Origin of the sequence: Pseudomonas spelaei (assembly GCF_009724245.1) — a bacterium.
GTDB classification, from domain to species: domain Bacteria; phylum Pseudomonadota; class Gammaproteobacteria; order Pseudomonadales; family Pseudomonadaceae; genus Aquipseudomonas; species Aquipseudomonas spelaei.
Genome location: NZ_WNNK01000029.1, coordinates 48,827 through 65,331, shown reverse-complemented (window position 1 = coordinate 65,331; position 16,505 = coordinate 48,827). Strand labels below are relative to the sequence as shown.

The window sequence follows — 16,505 nt, the reverse complement described above, 5'->3', positions numbered from 1 at the left end:
CTTGGATTTCTTCAGAACGTTCACAAATTATAGGGTTCGTTCACACTGGGCAATGTGAACGCAGAAAGAGGGGCTAGTGAGTTTGCTTCACAAATGCTTCGAACTGGGCGTAGCTCACAGGTTTCTTGCTGTGAAGAAACGTCTTTGATACGTCCTGAAATGTGATTTCGGGGGTCTTGATGTGCTTTTTCACTCTCTTGCGTAGGTCTTTCAGGTGTCTACCACTCCTCATGGCAACGAGATTGTCTAGAATCTTTTCGGCCATGGCAGCCTTTGCCTTGCCAGAAAAATTCGTGACCACGAAACTGGCAAAGTTCAGGTAAAGCCACTCGGTGCAAAGAAAGCGCTTGTAGTGTGGTTTGAGCTCAGCGATTGCTGCGTTGAGGTTGTTGGTTGCCATTATCATCCTGTAGAACGCTGTCATTTCCTCTTTTAGTTCGCCAGCTGTCACTGATGTGTCCGGCCCCAGAGCGAAGTGAAATGAGCATGGTTCATTTATGCGTACGAGCTTCGTAATCTCAAACCCGTTGCAGGAGGCGAGTACCAAGCCTGTGTTGTTCCTGCTGGCTATATTTATGCCTGAAATCAGGCGCAGCAGAGTTTGCCAGCCAACGTATTCGCCGCTACGGGCGAGAAACAATCCCTTCTCTAGGTCTCCGTGACATTCGAAGTGTAGGACAGGCTTCGTGGTGCCTGTCTTGCAATCGGTTTCGATCAGTTTGAGGGTTGCATGGAGTTCTTTTGCGTCATACACCCTGAATCGGGTGCAGTATCCGGGCCTATGCAGTTTGTTGGAAAGATCGTTGACCGATTCCTCCAGCCAGCGACCGTTCTGCTGATCATCGTCGCCAAGGCCATCAAGAATCACCAGTACATTGTTGGAGAACGAAGAAACAAAGGCTAGATCCGACATGTCGAGGCACCTTGGAGTTGGCGAGGTGATACAAGCTGGTGGTGCGGCCCAATATCAATGAGGGTGGTTTTTTAAGCTCCCGGTCTCTTTTAGTGTTAATACCCACTATGGAGATATTTACGTTGGTTCGGGGGGGCTCGGCTACTTTTTTATTGGATAGCTAACGATGGACATCTGGGCAGTCAGTGCGACTATCTGATCCCCTTGCAACTCGACCGCAGGGAAGCTGGAGAATCGAACATTCCGTCCCGAAAGATCCAAAAACAGCGACTTGTCAGTTAGCTCCAGCTTCACCGCTCCTGCCGGATATATTCCCTTGTCTTTCTCTGTGACAAGGAACGCCAGTGGAAAGAAGGAAAGGAGGCTCATGCAGCACATGTTCTGCCCGTTCTTCACGCTGAAGAGCTTGATGCTTTGATGATACCTGTGTGGAAAAAACCAGTAGAAAATGTCGTGTGTATCGCTCATGGCGTGATCATCGCCTAGTACAAACTTTTTCAGTGGATCGAAGTAGGGTGTGGGTTGGCCGGGTTTAACACATTCCGTTACTGACGTTGCAGATAGGACGTGACCAACCATGGCGCGTGCGTACTTCAGGGCGTTTACTGGGTTGCAGACACTCGAAACGGGGCTGTTCGCATACTTAAAAAAGTGGTTGATTTTGAGGGTAAGAGACTTGCAGACCTCGGCGATTTCTCCGTCACTCTGACCCAGTGCTGTCATGTTGCAGTTTCGGCAGATTGTGCGGAATTTGCTGCCATTCGGAGATCGCACGCCTTGCACTTTTGGGCGCTGAAGGTCGAAGGCTTCGGTGAGGTGGACCTGTTCCACCGCAGTTACCGTGATGCTTCCTTGTGGGGGGACATGATCTTGGGAGAGGGTTCCGTATATGCCGCAGATCAGGCAATGACCGGTTGTGATCTTGGTGTGTTTGCTTCGTTCGGATAGCGATTTTGCAAAGTCACCCATGATGTCCTCTCTCTCAATTCCTTGTGTGTTTTATTTGTAGCACGACCTCGATTTGCTATCTATCCGTGGGTATGTGAGGGGCTGCTAGGGGCGAGCACGACTTGCTGCGGGTATACTCGTTACAAGTCAGTCGGTTTGGCTGTCATGCAAGACGTGTTCATTCAACGCCTGTCCTAGCTCCAGAATTCGGCGATACACGGAATACGTTTCTTCAAGCAGATCATGTCCCCAGCAGCGTGGGAACTCCGTCTCAGTTTCTTTTGAGCTGAACGTGTACGAGAAGTTCTCTACCCGCAGGCCGCTCACGCCCTCTTCAAAGGACACGCTCGGTTTGCTCTCCAACAGACGACGGTGCTTAGAGATGTTGCTGAATGCTGCAAGGTAGCGAAACCAGTAAGATGAATTCAGCGCCAACATACCTTGCTTCAGAGCTGATTCCGGCAGCTTGTCTGCAACCCTGCCGAAGGTGGAATCACGCTCAGGTAAAGGTATTGGCATAGCCAGTGTATTGGCGAGCTGGGCAAAAATGTCAGCGTAGTTTCGCACGGTGTGGATCGTGGCAATGATGTTGGCTTCATGAACGAGAGCTGCCCTACTGAAATCAGGCTCAAAGCTCATCATGGCGACAAACATTTTGTAGTTGTTGTCATCCGGCTGCTTAAACTCTGCGAACGCGTCCCTTGCCAGCCGGGCGTGGTATTGGACGATCAGGGCTGAGCGGCTAAGCGACTTCGGTAGGTCGGCGGTCTGGCTATCTTCAGGCCGATTTGTCTCAACCCATTCCTGAAGTTGCTTCAGCTTCCATGTGGTTGTCATGTGCCAGTTCCGTTCTGTGAGGGGCAAAGCGTACCACTAACCTACAGTGTTGATTCAGGCGTCTCAGGTCACATCATGGCTGGCGTGTGCACGGGCGAACGTTAGGCTAACTGGCATCAAGCCTAGGAGCCCGATAACATCGTGCTTCCGCACACCAAGAGAATCATCATGAAGGCATGGATTGGGGCAGTTGCACTGACTGGAGCGGTGGTAAGTGGTGGGGCTATGGCAGTGCCGATGTCCTATGGACTTGGACCAACAACTTGTGGTCTGTTTGTGACAGCAGCGGAGGAATCACGAGCTGGTGCAACTGCTGGCGTGCACGTCTACATGACATGGCTATCCGGGTATGCCACTAGGGCCAGCGGTCAATCAAGTATCGACTACTTCAAAGGCACTGACACCAAAAGCGTTCAGTTGTGGCTTGATAACTACTGCCGAGCAAATCCCTTGAAGACTTTCAATGATGCTGCGGAGAGCGCCTTGCTCGAACTCCAGAAGGGGCAAGCGCGATGAGAACAAGGATGAAGGCAGTAATTGCAGTGGTTGGAATGCTGGTCAGTAGTGCAGCCTTGGCAGATGGGAATTAAGCGGCCGGATAACACACCTTGCTTAGGTTCTTCCTTTTATCGCCTCAAGGCTGGGTGTTACTCGGGTTATCCCTGTTGAGATCAAATCGTTTCTGCATAAAAAACCGTTTGTATCCAACGACTGGGTAATCCTTAAGTTCTCCAAATATGCTGAAGCCGAGCCGGAGGTAAAAGTCCGGGGCTTGGAAGGAGAATGTATCCAACCAGATACCTTGACAGCCTTTCTTACGCGCCAGAGTTTCCGCCATGTTCATCAACTTTACACCCAACCCCTGCCCTCGGGCGGCTTCAGGTACGACCAACAATTCAACGAATAACCACTGCCCAGAAATTTTTGCGTATAGCCCACCCTGCGTGGCTCCCACGTCATCCTTGATTAAGATCGCAAGTTTTTCAGTTCCGAAGAGCCCCGTTTGTGCTTGGTTATATTCACGCAACGGTGCCAAAATTGCTTGGTAATCGACCTCTTGAGGCGCTTCACTTATCTCTATCCGTAAGTCCACAGCTTTCTCCCTTGAATAGTTAGTGATTAAACGGGCGCCCAACGACGTGGTAGCAAGCTGGTAGCGTCACTTGCTCGCTGCGTCAGCAGGCGGGTCAAAACGTCCTTGAGGTAAGCATACGGATCATGCCCGTTCATGCACGCATGACTGGATCAAACTCATTATTGCCGCTGCTTGTTTGCCGCTGCGTAGCGACCCGGCAAACGAGCAATTCTTGTGACCTAACGCCCATAGACGGATCTGGTTTTCCGCCCAGTTATTTCCAGCCCTGCCCCGTGGGAAATAGCCTCATGTGATGTTGGTTTGGTTTTGCATTCAGGAATATAAGCAGGGGCGATTCCCTTGAAATTCTGGCGTGAAAGCAAGCGCGGCTTAACAACGAAATCCGGCGTCAGCCAGCAAGGTCCAAAGGGAACCATAAATAAGATCGAGGCTCATGAGAGTCCCATATGAACCGATCCGGACGAATGGCTACGGCCAGCGTCAGGCAGCCTTCGTCTCTCGCTTAATTCGGTAAGCGGTGGCAATCCCGCATTCAGCCAGTTTGGAAATCTCATCTTGGATATCTCCGCATCAGCGACTGGTCTTACCCGACTTCGCGTCAAGGTATACCTTATTGCTGAGTGTCATCCCTCCACAATAGGTGAAGTACATACCTGTCCCCCGATTGGTCGAGGCCATCCATCCACCCATTTCTTGAAAGTCACCTTCTGTGCAAGTCCCATCATTTATCAGTTGACGGGCCGCCTTGGCGAATAGAGTCTTGTGAATCCTGTAATCGTCAGACCCTTTGATAAGTGCATCATCGCCACTCGCCCCTTCTGCCGGATCTTCAGGACGATTTCCACTCAAGTCCTTGGTCTGGACCCATTCGGCAAACCTCCCATCTTTGATACCGTTGGCACTTGTGCAGAAGTCATTACCATCCTTCACATACTCGCTTTTTCCTCCAACACAGGATGCCGAGTACGCCTTGGTAATACGCACCCAATTTCCCTTCTTCTCCAAGACTTCGACACCCTCCCTGAACATCAGGCGGCCCGCCACTCCGCATTCAATCGATGGGCAGGTGTGTCTGTCAGTGCGATCAGTGGTAACCCATAATTGATTGTCAGCCCTCGCCCCCACCGAGAGAGCCTGAAGGGTGGCGTAAATTGAGAACCCGAGAGCGAAGCGTGCTTTATTCAATGGAAACCTCCTTGTTGTGAAACATAGAGTGCGGATTCCCGCCATCCAGTTACCTGTTCCTCGCCCATCCGGTCAGGCTGTCGGAGCGCAACGACGCAGGTTCGCATTGTTAGTCTGAAGCCCCTGTCGACGTCAATTTCGCCGAGCGCCTGCGCATCGATTCGCCCTACAGTTCGATCCGGTAAGCGTTGTGAGCCAGTCGATCGAGGATCGCATGGCTCAAGATCGGATCACCGATCAGTGCATGCCATTTGTCCACCGGCATCAGGCTGGTGCGGCTTCTCGCTTGATCCTGTACACCGTGGCAACACCGCAGTCAGCCAGTTTGGCGATCTTGTCAGCAGACATCGTTGGATGCTTCTGCATCAGTGACTTCACCTCTTCCCATTTGGCAGTGTTCCTGCCTTTGCCTGACGGCCTCCAGTCAGGGTCAGCAGCTTTCTTGTTCTCCAGACCTTGCTTGATACGCTCCACGCGTTTCTCTTGATCCAGTCGAGCCATGGTGGCCATCAAATCAATCAGCATGTTGTTGATCACATCCATGATTTGACCTGTGATCCCCTTACCTATCCTCTGTTAGCTGATCGAACGCCGCGCGTGCGTTTATGACCGCGTCAGAATGCTGGACCGTCCACATATACAACGCACGAAATGGCTCCTCTAGAGTATGGCCTAGCTCGGTGATGCTGTATTCAACAGCTACCTGAGAGGATGGAATGACTCGGCGCGACAGGATGCCATTGCGCTCAAGGCGCCGTAGGCTTTGAGTGAGGGCTTTTTGAGTAATTCCGTCCAGGCGGCGTTTGATTTCATTGAAGCGAAGCGGATTCTTGCAGAGAGCTGCGAGTATCAATATTGACCATTTGTCTGCGATCTGATCCAGCAGTAAACGGCTTGAGCAACCAGACTCATAGACGACTGGGGCAGTCTCGTTTTGGGTTGACGTTTGAGTACTGTTGTTCTGCATATGGTTTCCTTGAGTATACCTGATCACTTTAAAGTGCCTTATTGATATTAGGTATACATCTTATACTATGAAGGCTCCTTTTGCTCGGAGCATCTTCCAGTGAGTTCTACGAATCTCGACCCTCTGTTTCAGCCGTTCACGATTAAGTCTTTGGCACTGAAGAATCGAATTGTCATGGCTCCTATGACACGCTCGTTCGCGACGGACGGTGTGCCTGGCGATCATATCGCCGCCTATTACCGCAAGCGCGCTGAAAACGAAGTAGGGTTGATTTTATCTGAGGGGACTGTAATTGATCGCCCAGGAGCTCGTAATCTTCCGGGGATCCCGTTTTTCCATGGGGATGAATCGCTTGCAGGCTGGAAGAGCGTAATAGATGGTGTCCATAGCGCCGGCGGCAGAATGGGGCCACAAATTTGGCACGTAGGAGCAGCAGCCAGCTTCCAGACAGACTGGACACCGGCTGGTGGGTTTGAGAGTCCCTCTGGGCTGGCCTCGCCTCAGACGCGACTGGGGGAGGCAATGAATGATGAGGCGATCGCCGACACCATCGCTGCGTTCGCTAAAGCCGCTGCTGATTCTAAGCGACTAGGATTCGATACTGTCGAGATACATGGTGCGCACGGATATCTGTTGGACCAGTTTTTTTGGAGTGGTACGAATGAACGCTCTGACCATTTTAACGGCGCTACTATCAAGGAGCGCTCACGGTTCGCGGCTGAAGTGGTCAAAGCAGTGCGCACAGCCGTAGGACCCGAGTTTCCGGTAATCCTGCGTCTGAGTCAGTGGAAGCAACAGGACTACAACGCCCGCCTGGCTACAACCCCTGAAAGTATGTCTGATTGGTTGGTACCACTGGTGGAGGCCGGGGTAGACGTTTTGCATTGCTCTCAACGCCGCTTTTGGGAGGCTGAGTTCCCGGAGCTGGACGGCGAGAATGGACTGAACTTTGCTGGCTGGGCGAAGAAGCTGACGGGTGCAGCAACTATCAGTGTTGGTTCTGTGGGATTGTCTGGAGACTTCATAGGCGCTTTCAGCGGTGAAAGCTCACAACCAGCCAGTCTTGATAACTTAGTGCAGCGATTGGAGAGAGAGGAGTTCGACCTGATCGCAGTTGGACGCGCACTGCTCAGTGATCCGCAATGGGTGACGAAGATCAGATCTGGTAATGCGGACGGCTTGAAGGCTTTTAACGTAAAAGACTTGGCCGAGCTCTCCTGAGTTTCGGCCGGGGAAGGTAACCACTATGGGAATATACAACGGTAAGTTATTGATTCTTATAGGGCGAATTGGTGAATTTGACACCTTCCTAAATGATTTGTTTTACCTTGTGGATCAATCGGTTACGAGCATTCCGGAGTCACCTGGACATGGCGGGGCTCGTTGGTTCGAGTCCAATTGCGTCTACCAAACAAAATCCGCTCTGCTGGGCGGTCTGGAAGGGCTCACCGAAAGGTCGGCCCTTTTTTTTGTTACCAGGGCGAAAACGGGTGCAAACCCTCCAAACGCCTCTCGGGCAGCACTCAATCGCCGACAAACTTTATTGGTGTGCAGCAACAATTTTTCTTGTTGGACACCTCCCGCCCCGAGCAGCAAAGATGCCGCCACTGACGCTCGACCTTCCAGGTCAATAATAAAAAACCGAGCCGAGCTGCACGCCATTTCGAGAAGTGAGCCTTTTTTCACTACCTGCTTTATTGGCACCGCAGCCCGCACTTAAGGACCTCACCACCATGCAAACTGTTGTGAACCTATGGCCGCTGATAGGCGTACTCGTCATCGTGGTCGGCTTTGTATTGCGCTTCAATCCGCTGTTGGTCGTAACGGCGGCCGCTATCGCCACCGGGTTTGCCGCTCACTTCCCCTTGGAAAAGATCCTCGCCACGATGGGCGATGGCTTTCTCCAGACTCGTGCCTTGCAACTGATCCTGTTGTTACCGCTGGCCGTTATTGGCTTGCTGGAGCGGCATGGCTTGCGACTGCATGCGCAGAACTGGATTGCACGATTCGAGCGGGCCACTGTCGGGCGTTTGCTGATCATCTATCTGTTTGTTCGTGAATCCACGGCGGCCATGGGGCTGACCAGCCTTGGCGGGCATCCACAGATGGTGCGTCCGCTGCTGGCGCCGATGGCCGAAGGTGCCGCTGAAAAGCGCTACGGCAAACTGCCGGACAAGATTCGCCACAAGGTCTTGGCCATGTGTGCAGCGACCGACAATGTGGGGCTGTTTTTTGGCGAAGACATCTTTGTCGCCTTTGGCGCGATTGCGTTGATGCATACCTTCCTACTGGGCTCGGGCATTGATGTCGAACCGCTGCATATCGCCGTCTGGGGCATACCCACTGCAATATGCGCCTTTATCATTCACGCGATCCGTCTGCACCGCTTTGACCGAAGGCTTACCCGTGAGCTTTTGCCTGCCGTACCGGTTGCTCCTCAGGCGGAGTCAGCGCAATGATCATCTCCATTCAATACCTGTATTGGTTGGCCGGGGTTTTACTGCTCATCACCGCCGGCATGATCCTGGCCGACCGAACCCATCCCAAGCGTTGGTCCAGCTCGCTGTTTTGGCTGTTGTTTGCGATTCCGTTCCTGGTGGGAGAGCGGCTGCCTTCGGTTGCCATCGGCGTCGGTGTCGTATTGATGGCGCTTATTGCCGGTTTGGGTGGTGTAGGCCGTGGTGTGCATGCGCAGTTGCATGACAAGGCTTCCCGAGCCAGTGCCGGCCGGTTGGGCCATAAGCTGTTTATTCCGGCCCTGGCGATTCCCCTGACGACGGTGATCGGCTCGGTGCTGCTTAAACACACCGAGATAGGCGGCGTGCCGCTTCTGGACCCAAAAAACACTACGTTTGTCTCGTTGGGGTTGGGCTGTCTGATCGCTTTGGGGTTGGCCTGCTGGCTGACTCGCGACACACCGGTGCAGGCTTTGCGCGAATCCCGCCGCCTGACGGAGGCGCTCGGTTGGGCGATGGTGCTGCCGCAGATGCTGGCGATGCTCGGGTTGCTGTTCAACGAAGCGGGGGTCGGCACCGCCGTAGCCCATGTCACCACCACCTATATCAACCTGGACTACAAGTTGGTGGCCGTGATGGTCTATGTCTTGGGCATGGCGCTCTTCACGGTGATCATGGGCAATGGCTTCGCCGCCTTTCCGGTGATGACCGGTGGCGTCGGCGTGCCGGTGCTGGTGGGCATTTACGGTGCTAACCCGGCGGTGATGGCCGCTATTGGCATGTTCTCCGGCTATTGCGGTACGTTGATGACGCCGATGGCGGCGAACTTCAATATTGTCCCGGCAGCGCTGTTGGAACTACCGGACAAAAATGCAGTGATCAAAGCGCAAATGCCCACCGCGTTGATGATGTTGGTGGTCAATATTGTCCTTCTCTACCTGCTGATGTGAGGCAATGATGCGTACTGTGCTGCTGACAGGTTTCGAACCTTTTGATCAGGATTCAATCAACCCTTCCTGGGAAGCGGTGCGGCGGCTGGATGGCGTGCTGTTGGCGGAGGATGTACGAATCGTCGCCCGGCAACTCCCCTGTGCCTTCGCTACGGCGGCCATCTGCTTGAAAGCGCTGCTGGAGGAGCACCGTCCGCACCTGGTGATCGCGACCGGCCTGGGTCCGGGCCGCAGTGATATCTCGATCGAGCGGGTGGCGATCAACCTCAATGATGCACGGATCCCGGACAACCTTGGCGAGCAGCCCATCGACACGCCGGTAGTACCGGGTGGTCCGGCGGCCTACTTCAGCACGTTGCCCATCAAGGCGATGGTACGGGCGCTACGCGAGGCGGGAATACCCGCTTCGGTTTCGCAAACAGCCGGTACCTTTGTGTGCAACCAGGTGTTCTACAGCCTGCAACAGGCACTCGCCGGGTCGGCAGTGCGCAGTGGGTTTATCCATGTGCCATCTTTGCCGGAGCAAGCGGCACGTGTTGCGTCCGGGCAACCGTATATGGCACTGGCTGTGCAGGTTGAGGGCTTGCGGATTGCGGCGCTGACGGCGTGGAGTACCCAGGTGGATGTCACGGAAACGGGTGGGCAGGTCAGCTGACTGGCTCGATTCATTTCAGCGGGATGCCTTGCGTTTACAAGCGTGCAATCGATCCGTAGATTGCCTCAGGCCAGGGTTCGTCAGTACCCAAGACCGGGTGACGAAAGCAAGAGGAAGCCGAGCAGTGTCCGCCAAAGGTTCAACCGTATTTGATCATCGGTACCGTGCATTCCTGTTCGATATGGACGGGACCCTTCTTGACTCGATTGCCGCCGCCGAACGTGTCTGGACCACCTGGGCCGAGCGCCATGGCCTGGATGTGCCTGCTTTCCTGGCCACGATCCATGGTGCGCGGGCGATTGATACCATCGCCCGGCAAGCCTTGCCTGGTGTCGATGCGCAAGCGGAAGCCCAGTGGATTGCCGAGGCGGAAATCGAGGATGTTGAAGGTGTGGTAGCCATTGCCGGTGCGGTGGCGTTTCTGAAGACCCTTCCCGGTGATCAGTGGGCGCTGGTTACGTCCGCGCCCAAGGCCTTGGCCCTGCGTCGGCTGCAAGCGGCGGGTATTAGCCCGCCGGCAACGCTGGTAACGGCCGAGGATGTTGCCAGAGGCAAGCCTGACCCGGCCTGCTATGTGTTGGGGGCCCAGCGCTTGGGGGTGCCGGTGCAGGATTGCCTGGTGTTCGAGGATGCAACGGTAGGGATTCGTGCGGGCGAAGCGTCAGGCGCTGACGTTATAGTCGTGACGGCTACGCACTTGACGCCTCTGATGACGGAGCACCCGTCGATTGCCGGGTATGACCATTTGCAGGCTCATCGTGATCAGGAGGGTTTGTTGCAGCTGCAGTGCTTGATGTCGTAACGATTTTGGTCAATGGGAGGGGGTCACGACGAGGTTTTCTGGTGGTCACTACGAAAGGCGCGCCGACACAGTTTTCGATGAATGGCACTCTGGATCGGCTTGAGGCAGAAAAAAAACAAGTACCCGCAGAGGAATAGCGCCAAGTCCAGCCATGAGCGAGCATCGGGGTTATCGACGCTTTCAATTTCGAATTTGAGGCCATATCCCGCTGCTACGAAGAGCACTCCGATCATCAGGGCGAGGGTCCAGGATTTGGAAAAATAAGGCTGCTTGCGGGTTCGCCTCATCAACGTGCTCCAGAGTGCACAGCAGGTTTCAGGTGATTTGTAACCAGATTTGGCCGCTGAATCGGCTACAAGTTCCCTTGGCACCTTGGTGGGATTTTGTGCGTGATGGCCGGTCTGGGCTAATACTAGTAGGTGTTTGCTTCAATCGAGGGGGGGGAATGCCCATCATGTTGACTCACTGGTTTCTCGCGGCGGTTCATCTTCTGGCGTTCGCGATGGCTCTGGCATCAGTGCTGGCTCGCGGTAATGCGCTACGTGTCCTGACAAATACTGAGCCATCCGCAGTGCGGCGCGTATTGATCGCGGACAATATATGGGGGATCAGCGCGCTGGTGTTGCTGATAACAGGTGGCCTGCGTGCCTTCGGCGGTTATGAAAAGGGCACGGAGTACTACCTGCACCAACCGCTGTTTCATCTGAAGATGACACTGCTGCTTTTTATCCTGCTACTGGAAATCGCGCCGATGATCCGTTTGATCAAATGGCGTATCGCGTTGGCCCGAGGTGGAAGCCTTGATTTACACAAGACAGGGCTCTTTGCGCGCATCAGCCATGTTCAGGCGCTGCTGATTGTGTTGATGGTCATCGCCGCAACAGGTATGGCGCGAGGTGTCGGGCTCAGCTAGGCGGGCAACGTATTTCTGGGGAGGGGTGGGGGGCTGCGGGCCAGAAAAGCTTTCGCCAGCCATTACAGTGAACGAAAAGGCTGGCTACTGGAGGCGCTTGAAGATGTTTAGTTTTTCTCCGGAGCAGTCAGGCCTGCCTGGATGCGTTGGTAAATTTCCTCACGGTGCACGGCAACATTCTTGGGTGCATTGATCCCGATTCGTACTTGCTGGCCGCTAACGCCCAGAATGGTGATTGTAATGTCATCACCGATGTTTATGCTTTCACCGACTTTGCGGGTGAGTATCAGCATGATCTTCTCCTTGATTACTTTAAGGACACATGTTCAGACAGTGCAGATGTCGGCTGTGTGTAGATTACTGTGGAGTTGCTTCCCTGTGGCTGCTTTTTTCAGACGCATAAAGGCAGTATTAATTCCCATGACACCATCATACAGGTCTGCGAAACATCATTCGCAATGTTTAAGGCAACGTTTATGACGGCCAGGATAGACAGTGAATGGTAAAGTTGCCGCTTTGATCGTTAAGGAGCAGGGCAGTGCGTAAAGTAGCGATGGCAATTGCGGTGTTGGCGTTGGCCGGTTGCGGTGAGGGCCGGAGTGTCGAAGCACCCAAGGCCAAACCCGCCGTTACCGAGGTCCAGCCCCAAGCCTCGACGATTGTGGCTCAAGAGTGGGACGTATGGGTAGGGCCGCCGGACCATAAGCTGCAAGCGCTGACAGACCTGACCGCATGGTTGCTTGAGCATGGGTTCAGTTTTTACCTGGCCAAGGAAGACGGCAAGGACCAGGTTCTGCTGGGGCCGTTCAGCACCAAGGCTGAGGCTGAAGCGAAGCAGGTGCTGTTGACCGAAAAGCTGGCCCGGGCCAAGAAAAACGACACGGTGTCCGAGGTCATCGAACACAAGGTTGCACCGTAAGAGGATAGCGAGCGGGACAGCCTGTATCCCGCTTGCTTGCCTCCTTTCAGCCGCAGGCTTTCAGATTGACCGGCCCGACAAACTCATTGCCGCGTCCCATCACGCACGCCACGGTTTGATTGCGCTGGCGCTCCCAGGGTTGTACCGGGTAGGTCTTGTTCCACGCTTCGTACAACTTGCGGTCCTGTTTCGACAGGCTTAGGCCGTACTGCTTGCTCATGTAGAAGTAAGTGCGGGCGATCATGCCGCGAATGGACGGCCGGGGCATGACCTTCTTCGCCTTGAAGTCCACTTGGGTCAAGCAAGAGCCATACTGCCCGTTTTGCACCGGCAACCAGCCAAAGCTGAAGTTGTTGCGGTCACCGTTGACCTCACCGATGCTTGGCACCAGATTGTGCAGGTCCGCTTCGGCACGCTTGTAGACGTCATCACTGCGGGTACAGTTCTTGCGTCCACCCTTCTGCCAACATTGGCGCTGATGACCGATTTGCCAGGCTGGAACAATGTGCTCCCACTCGATTCGCGCCGCCCGGTTGGCGTTCTTGCGCGGGACATAGCCACAGGCCTTCAGGTCTACCCGGTTACCCGTGTATTTACAGCCGCAATAAAACTCCGTGGATTGCGGGGCGTAGAGCTTCCAGGCGATTTTCTTGGCTTCACTGAAGGTGCGCGGGGCCTGGGCGTGGGCAGTGACGGCAAAAAACAGGCAGAACAACGTAATAAAACGGACACTCATTGACTCAATCTTCCTTCGGCACAACCCAGAAAACTTGCACGCCGCCATCATCGCGATGGGCGAGCGTTACGTTGTCGTTTTCCGCAATTTCTTCCAGCAGACGCCCCCATTCATCCTCCGGCTCGTCCGGCAAACGGAAGATCAAGGCTGCCTTGGCTTTTTGGGCGTTGGTCGAATTGATGATTTTTTGCACACGAATCGCGAGGCGTTCATAGGCATCAGGCGGGGTAGGTGCTGCAGAGGAAGGCTTTGCCACGGAGTGATCCTTATTAAGCTGTACGAACATACAGTATTTAACTGTGGGTAAATTCGCAACTGCTTAAAATCCAAGAAGATCGCTTTGACCGTGATTTATTTGTTTCTATGCAAAATGGCTTTGTTTTTTAAAGATTTTTTTGTTTATGGGGGCAAGACGGGGAGGGAGACCCACCCGCCGTTCGCGGCGAGTGGGTGATGGCCCGGTCATCACGACCAGGCCGAGGGCGGGATCAATACTCCCAGAACATCCGTTGCAGCTCTTTGCTGTCCTGGGTCTTGGTCAGGGCGACCATGGCCAGGATGCGCGCTTTCTGTGGGTTCAGGTCATGAGCCACGACCCAGTCGTATTTGTCGTCAGGCTGTTCGGCGTTACGCAGAACGAAACCGCCAGCGTTGACGTGGGAAGACCGAATGATCTGTACGCCTTCCTTGCGCAGTTCCTGCAGGGCTGGCACGACTTTGGACGATACCGAACCATTACCGGTACCGGCATGGATGATAGCTTTGGCACCGGCTTGGGCCAGGGCCTTATAGGCGGTGTCGCTTACGTTGCCATAGGAGTAGGCGATTTCGACATCTGGCAGACTTTTGATGGTCTTGATATCGAATTCGGAACTCATGGTGTGGCGCTTGGCTGGCAGGCGGAACCAGTAGGATTTTCCTTCAACCACCATGCCCAGTGGGCCCCATGGGCTTTTGAACGCTTCGGTCTTGATGTTGATCATTTTGCTGACATCGCGACCCGACTGGATCTCATCGTTCATGGTTACCAGTACGCCTTTGCCGCGAGCGTCTTTGCTGCCGGCGACTGCCACGGCGTTGTACAGGTTGAGCATGCCGTCCGCCGACATGGCGGTGCCTGGGCGCATGGAGCCGACCACCACGATTGGCTTATCGGTTTTTTCCACCAGGTTGAGGAAGTAGGCAGTCTCTTCCAGGGTGTCGGTGCCGTGAGTGATCACGATACCGTCCACGTCCTTGCTGTCGGCCAGTTCGGCGACGCGACGCCCCAGTTGCAGGAGGTTTTCGTTGGTGATGCTTTCAGAGGCGATTTGCAGGACTTGCTCGCCGCGAACATTGGCGATCTGGCTCAGCTCGGGAACGCCGGCGATCAGTTGTTCGATACCGACCTTGGCGGCTTGGTAGGTCGCACTGTTGGCAGCACTGGCACCTGCGCCGGCGATGGTGCCACCGGTGGCCAGGATGACGACGTTGGACAGTTTGGTCTTGGTTTCAGCTTCTTTTGCCTGGGCGGCAACAGGGAACAGCAGCAGGAGGGCCAACGCGCCCGGAACAAAGGTCTTGAGTGCAGATTTCATTATTTTTCTCTCTGGTTTTTGATGAGTGCTGATGCAGGTTCATCTAGAAACACCCGGGCAACTCTGAATGCCACAAGGTGCTGTGTAAGAGCAGGATTTGTACCAGCCGTATTCTGTTTGGTGATTGGATTTAACTTATTGATTTACATCTATTTTTGTCTGAATTTATCGATTGCTGTTCAGTTTCTTGTCCGGCTTTCCGAACAAAGTGCGGCCTTCGTGTTCGGTTGTCCGAAAAAGAGGAGGGGAAAGGGTCGGAACGCCAGGTTGTAAATGAACAGCCTTCTGTTATGTCAGAGAACGGTCGAACGCCGGAAATGTTTAGCGCCATCAGCCTCAGGCTGTAGGGCTCGGCGTAGAGCGGGCTCAGATAAAGGTCTTTTCTTCCGTTGACAAATCTCGACAAGATTCGCATAGTTTGCTCAACGCAAACGTTTGCGAGATGTTTCACGGGTTGCTCCATGAGTGTCGTGAAGGCTCGTATCAGTCTCCCGGGTGGGAAGACCGCCGAAGTGTTCTTCGGTGCAAGCGTTGCTCACAATAATCATAAGATCGGAGTGAACCTATGAAGCTGCCATTCGCTGGACGTCTTCTTGCTGTTGCTGTGCTTGCTGCCGCATCCGCTGCCCTGCCTTTCTCCTCTGCATTTGCCGCTGAAACTGCCGCCAAACCCAAGGTCGGTCTGGTCATGAAATCCCTTGCCAATGAATTTTTCGTCACCATGCAAGACGGTGCCAAGGCTTACCAGAAAGCCCATTCCGCTGACTTCGACATGATCACCAACGGTATCAAGAACGAAACCGATACCTCGGCCCAGATCGATATCGTCAATCAGATGATCCTGTCCAAGGTTGACGCGATCGTCATTGCTCCGGCCGATTCGAAAGCATTGGTCACGGTCCTGAAGAAAGCCTCCGATAAAGGCATCAAGATCGTTAACATCGACAATCGTCTCGACGTTGATGTGCTGAAAAGCAAATCCCTGAATATTCCGTTCGTAGGCCCCGACAACCGCAAGGGTGCGCGCCTGGTGGGTGAATACCTGGCCAAGCAACTCAAGGCCGGTGACGAGGTTGGCATCATCGAAGGTGTGTCGACCACCACCAACGCCCAGCAACGCACCGCCGGTTTCAAGGACGCAATGGACGCTGCGGGCATGAAGATCGTTTCCACGCAATCCGGTGAGTGGGAAATCGACAAAGGCAATGCGATTGCCGCCGCGATGCTCCAGGCAAACCCGAACATCAAGGCCCTGTTGGCCGGTAACGACAACATGGCGCTGGGCGCTGTCTCCGCCGTGCGCGGCGCAGGTAAGGCGGGCAAAGTGCTCGTGGTTGGCTACGACAACATCGAGGCCATCAAGCCCATGTTGCAAGACGGTCGTGTCCTGGCAACGGCCGACCAGGCCGCTGCCCAGCAAGCGGTTTTCGGTATCCAGAACGCTTTGAAGCTGGTCAAGGGTGAAAAAGTCGATGCCGTGGACGGCATGATCGAAACGCCGGTCGAACTCATCCTCAAGAAGTAATCCCCAGCAGCACAAACACAGCGTCC

19 protein-coding genes and 3 pseudogenes are annotated in these 16,505 nt (G+C 54.3%); 9 read left to right on the top strand and 13 right to left on the bottom strand.

The features are described from left to right. Positions 1–73: 73 nt before the first annotated feature. The 3 genes from GNF76_RS25550 to GNF76_RS25540 form a co-directional block, all read right to left on the bottom strand. On the bottom strand, positions 74–913 hold the full coding sequence (locus GNF76_RS25550) for a hypothetical protein (protein ID WP_155585846.1): 840 nt from the start codon (positions 911–913) through the stop codon (positions 74–76). 141 nt (positions 914–1,054) lie between these two features. Continuing rightward, positions 1,055–1,882 (bottom strand): metal-binding protein, encoded by an 828-nt coding sequence (locus GNF76_RS25545; protein ID WP_155585845.1) that lies wholly within the window; start codon positions 1,880–1,882, stop codon positions 1,055–1,057. A 126-nt stretch (positions 1,883–2,008) separates the two neighbouring features. Continuing rightward, positions 2,009–2,698, bottom strand: a complete 690-nt coding sequence (locus tag GNF76_RS25540; RefSeq protein ID WP_155585844.1) for a hypothetical protein — start codon at positions 2,696–2,698, stop codon at positions 2,009–2,011. Between the two features lie 168 nt (positions 2,699–2,866). Between GNF76_RS25540 and GNF76_RS25535 the strand changes: the two genes are divergently transcribed. Then, positions 2,867–3,214 (top strand): hypothetical protein, encoded by a 348-nt coding sequence (locus tag GNF76_RS25535; protein ID WP_155585843.1) that lies wholly within the window; start codon positions 2,867–2,869, stop codon positions 3,212–3,214. 118 nt (positions 3,215–3,332) lie between these two features. On the opposite strand, the gene GNF76_RS25530 is transcribed toward GNF76_RS25535, so the two are convergent. The 6 genes and pseudogenes from GNF76_RS25530 to GNF76_RS25505 form a co-directional block, all read right to left on the bottom strand. Beyond that, positions 3,333–3,791 (bottom strand): GNAT family N-acetyltransferase, encoded by a 459-nt coding sequence (locus GNF76_RS25530; protein WP_178123584.1) that lies wholly within the window; start codon positions 3,789–3,791, stop codon positions 3,333–3,335. A 26-nt stretch (positions 3,792–3,817) separates the two neighbouring features. After that, positions 3,818–4,052, bottom strand: a pseudogene (locus tag GNF76_RS25525) (transposase domain-containing protein); the annotation flags it as partial. Positions 4,053–4,364: 312 nt separating this feature from the next. Then, entirely contained in the window at positions 4,365–4,979 is a 615-nt protein-coding gene (locus GNF76_RS25520) for a hypothetical protein (protein WP_155585841.1), read from the bottom strand. Positions 4,980–5,145: 166 nt separating this feature from the next. Continuing rightward, positions 5,146–5,253, bottom strand: a pseudogene (locus tag GNF76_RS25515) (ATP-binding protein); the annotation flags it as partial. After that, positions 5,244–5,543, bottom strand: a pseudogene (locus GNF76_RS25510) (helix-turn-helix domain-containing protein); the annotation flags it as partial. The pseudogenes GNF76_RS25510 and GNF76_RS25515, both read right to left, overlap by 10 nt. After that, entirely contained in the window at positions 5,542–5,946 is a 405-nt protein-coding gene (locus GNF76_RS25505) for a winged helix-turn-helix transcriptional regulator (RefSeq protein WP_155585840.1), read from the bottom strand. The pseudogene GNF76_RS25510 and the gene GNF76_RS25505, both read right to left, overlap by 2 nt. Before the next feature lie 99 nt (positions 5,947–6,045). Here GNF76_RS25505 and GNF76_RS25500 point away from each other — a divergent pair, with 99 nt between their 5' ends. The 6 genes from GNF76_RS25500 to GNF76_RS25475 all read left to right on the top strand — a co-directional run bounded on the left by GNF76_RS25500 (position 6,046) and on the right by GNF76_RS25475 (position 11,722). Next, positions 6,046–7,167: an oxidoreductase gene (locus GNF76_RS25500; RefSeq protein ID WP_178123582.1), complete on the top strand. Its 1,122-nt coding sequence runs from the start codon at positions 6,046–6,048 to the stop codon at positions 7,165–7,167. 512 nt (positions 7,168–7,679) lie between these two features. Further along, positions 7,680–8,405, top strand: a complete 726-nt coding sequence (locus GNF76_RS25495; RefSeq protein ID WP_155585839.1) for a DUF969 domain-containing protein — start codon at positions 7,680–7,682, stop codon at positions 8,403–8,405. After that, the gene (locus GNF76_RS25490; protein WP_155585838.1) at positions 8,402–9,352 is read left to right on the top strand and encodes a DUF979 domain-containing protein; all 951 of its coding nucleotides are present in this window, start codon (positions 8,402–8,404) and stop codon (positions 9,350–9,352) included. The genes GNF76_RS25495 and GNF76_RS25490 overlap by 4 nt, the downstream gene beginning before the upstream one ends. A 7-nt stretch (positions 9,353–9,359) precedes the next feature. Further along, on the top strand, positions 9,360–10,007 hold the full coding sequence (pcp, locus tag GNF76_RS25485; RefSeq protein WP_155585851.1) for a pyroglutamyl-peptidase I: 648 nt from the start codon (positions 9,360–9,362) through the stop codon (positions 10,005–10,007). A 124-nt stretch (positions 10,008–10,131) separates the two neighbouring features. Then, on the top strand, positions 10,132–10,809 hold the full coding sequence (locus GNF76_RS25480; RefSeq protein WP_178123580.1) for an HAD-IA family hydrolase: 678 nt from the start codon (positions 10,132–10,134) through the stop codon (positions 10,807–10,809). A 454-nt stretch (positions 10,810–11,263) separates the two neighbouring features. Next, positions 11,264–11,722 (top strand): DUF2214 family protein, encoded by a 459-nt coding sequence (locus GNF76_RS25475; RefSeq protein WP_155585836.1) that lies wholly within the window; start codon positions 11,264–11,266, stop codon positions 11,720–11,722. Positions 11,723–11,829: 107 nt separating this feature from the next. Here GNF76_RS25475 and csrA read toward each other — a convergent pair whose 3' ends face one another. Further along, positions 11,830–12,015: a carbon storage regulator CsrA gene (gene csrA, locus GNF76_RS25470; protein ID WP_155585835.1), complete on the bottom strand. Its 186-nt coding sequence runs from the start codon at positions 12,013–12,015 to the stop codon at positions 11,830–11,832. A 245-nt stretch (positions 12,016–12,260) separates the two neighbouring features. On the opposite strand from csrA, the gene GNF76_RS25465 reads away from it, so the two are divergent. Next, positions 12,261–12,641 carry an SPOR domain-containing protein gene (locus GNF76_RS25465; protein WP_343037849.1) on the top strand — a complete coding sequence of 127 codons (381 nt, stop codon included), beginning with the start codon at positions 12,261–12,263 and terminating at the stop codon, positions 12,639–12,641. 46 nt (positions 12,642–12,687) lie between these two features. Here GNF76_RS25465 and GNF76_RS25460 read toward each other — a convergent pair whose 3' ends face one another. The 3 genes from GNF76_RS25460 to GNF76_RS25450 form a co-directional block, all read right to left on the bottom strand. Beyond that, positions 12,688–13,377: an endonuclease gene (locus GNF76_RS25460; protein ID WP_155585834.1), complete on the bottom strand. Its 690-nt coding sequence runs from the start codon at positions 13,375–13,377 to the stop codon at positions 12,688–12,690. A gap of 4 nt (positions 13,378–13,381) precedes the next feature. After that, the gene (locus GNF76_RS25455) at positions 13,382–13,633 is read right to left on the bottom strand and encodes a DUF1654 domain-containing protein (protein WP_178123578.1); all 252 of its coding nucleotides are present in this window, start codon (positions 13,631–13,633) and stop codon (positions 13,382–13,384) included. 232 nt (positions 13,634–13,865) lie between these two features. Beyond that, on the bottom strand, positions 13,866–14,954 hold the full coding sequence (locus GNF76_RS25450; RefSeq protein WP_155585832.1) for an asparaginase: 1,089 nt from the start codon (positions 14,952–14,954) through the stop codon (positions 13,866–13,868). 565 nt (positions 14,955–15,519) lie between these two features. Between GNF76_RS25450 and GNF76_RS25445 the strand changes: the two genes are divergently transcribed. After that, the gene (locus GNF76_RS25445; RefSeq protein WP_155585831.1) at positions 15,520–16,479 is read left to right on the top strand and encodes a sugar ABC transporter substrate-binding protein; all 960 of its coding nucleotides are present in this window, start codon (positions 15,520–15,522) and stop codon (positions 16,477–16,479) included. Positions 16,480–16,505: the final 26 nt, after the last annotated feature.

Bases quoted from the DNA above. Each gene is read 5' to 3' on its own strand.
- GNF76_RS25550 (WP_155585846.1), bottom strand. From the start codon at position 913: ATGTCGGATCTAGCCTTTGTTTCTTCGTTCTCCAACAATGTACTGGTG.
- GNF76_RS25545 (WP_155585845.1), bottom strand. From the start codon at position 1,882: ATGGGTGACTTTGCAAAATCGCTATCCGAACGAAGCAAACACACCAAG.
- GNF76_RS25540 (WP_155585844.1), bottom strand. From the start codon at position 2,698: ATGACAACCACATGGAAGCTGAAGCAACTTCAGGAATGGGTTGAGACA.
- GNF76_RS25535 (WP_155585843.1), top strand. From the start codon at position 2,867: ATGAAGGCATGGATTGGGGCAGTTGCACTGACTGGAGCGGTGGTAAGT.
- GNF76_RS25505 (WP_155585840.1), bottom strand. From the start codon at position 5,946: ATGCAGAACAACAGTACTCAAACGTCAACCCAAAACGAGACTGCCCCA.
- GNF76_RS25495 (WP_155585839.1), top strand. From the start codon at position 7,680: ATGCAAACTGTTGTGAACCTATGGCCGCTGATAGGCGTACTCGTCATC.
- GNF76_RS25490 (WP_155585838.1), top strand. From the start codon at position 8,402: ATGATCATCTCCATTCAATACCTGTATTGGTTGGCCGGGGTTTTACTG.
- pcp (WP_155585851.1), top strand. From the start codon at position 9,360: ATGCGTACTGTGCTGCTGACAGGTTTCGAACCTTTTGATCAGGATTCA.
- GNF76_RS25475 (WP_155585836.1), top strand. From the start codon at position 11,264: ATGTTGACTCACTGGTTTCTCGCGGCGGTTCATCTTCTGGCGTTCGCG.
- csrA (WP_155585835.1), bottom strand. From the start codon at position 12,015: ATGCTGATACTCACCCGCAAAGTCGGTGAAAGCATAAACATCGGTGAT.
- GNF76_RS25460 (WP_155585834.1), bottom strand. From the start codon at position 13,377: ATGAGTGTCCGTTTTATTACGTTGTTCTGCCTGTTTTTTGCCGTCACT.
- GNF76_RS25450 (WP_155585832.1), bottom strand. From the start codon at position 14,954: ATGAAATCTGCACTCAAGACCTTTGTTCCGGGCGCGTTGGCCCTCCTG.
- GNF76_RS25445 (WP_155585831.1), top strand. From the start codon at position 15,520: ATGAAGCTGCCATTCGCTGGACGTCTTCTTGCTGTTGCTGTGCTTGCT.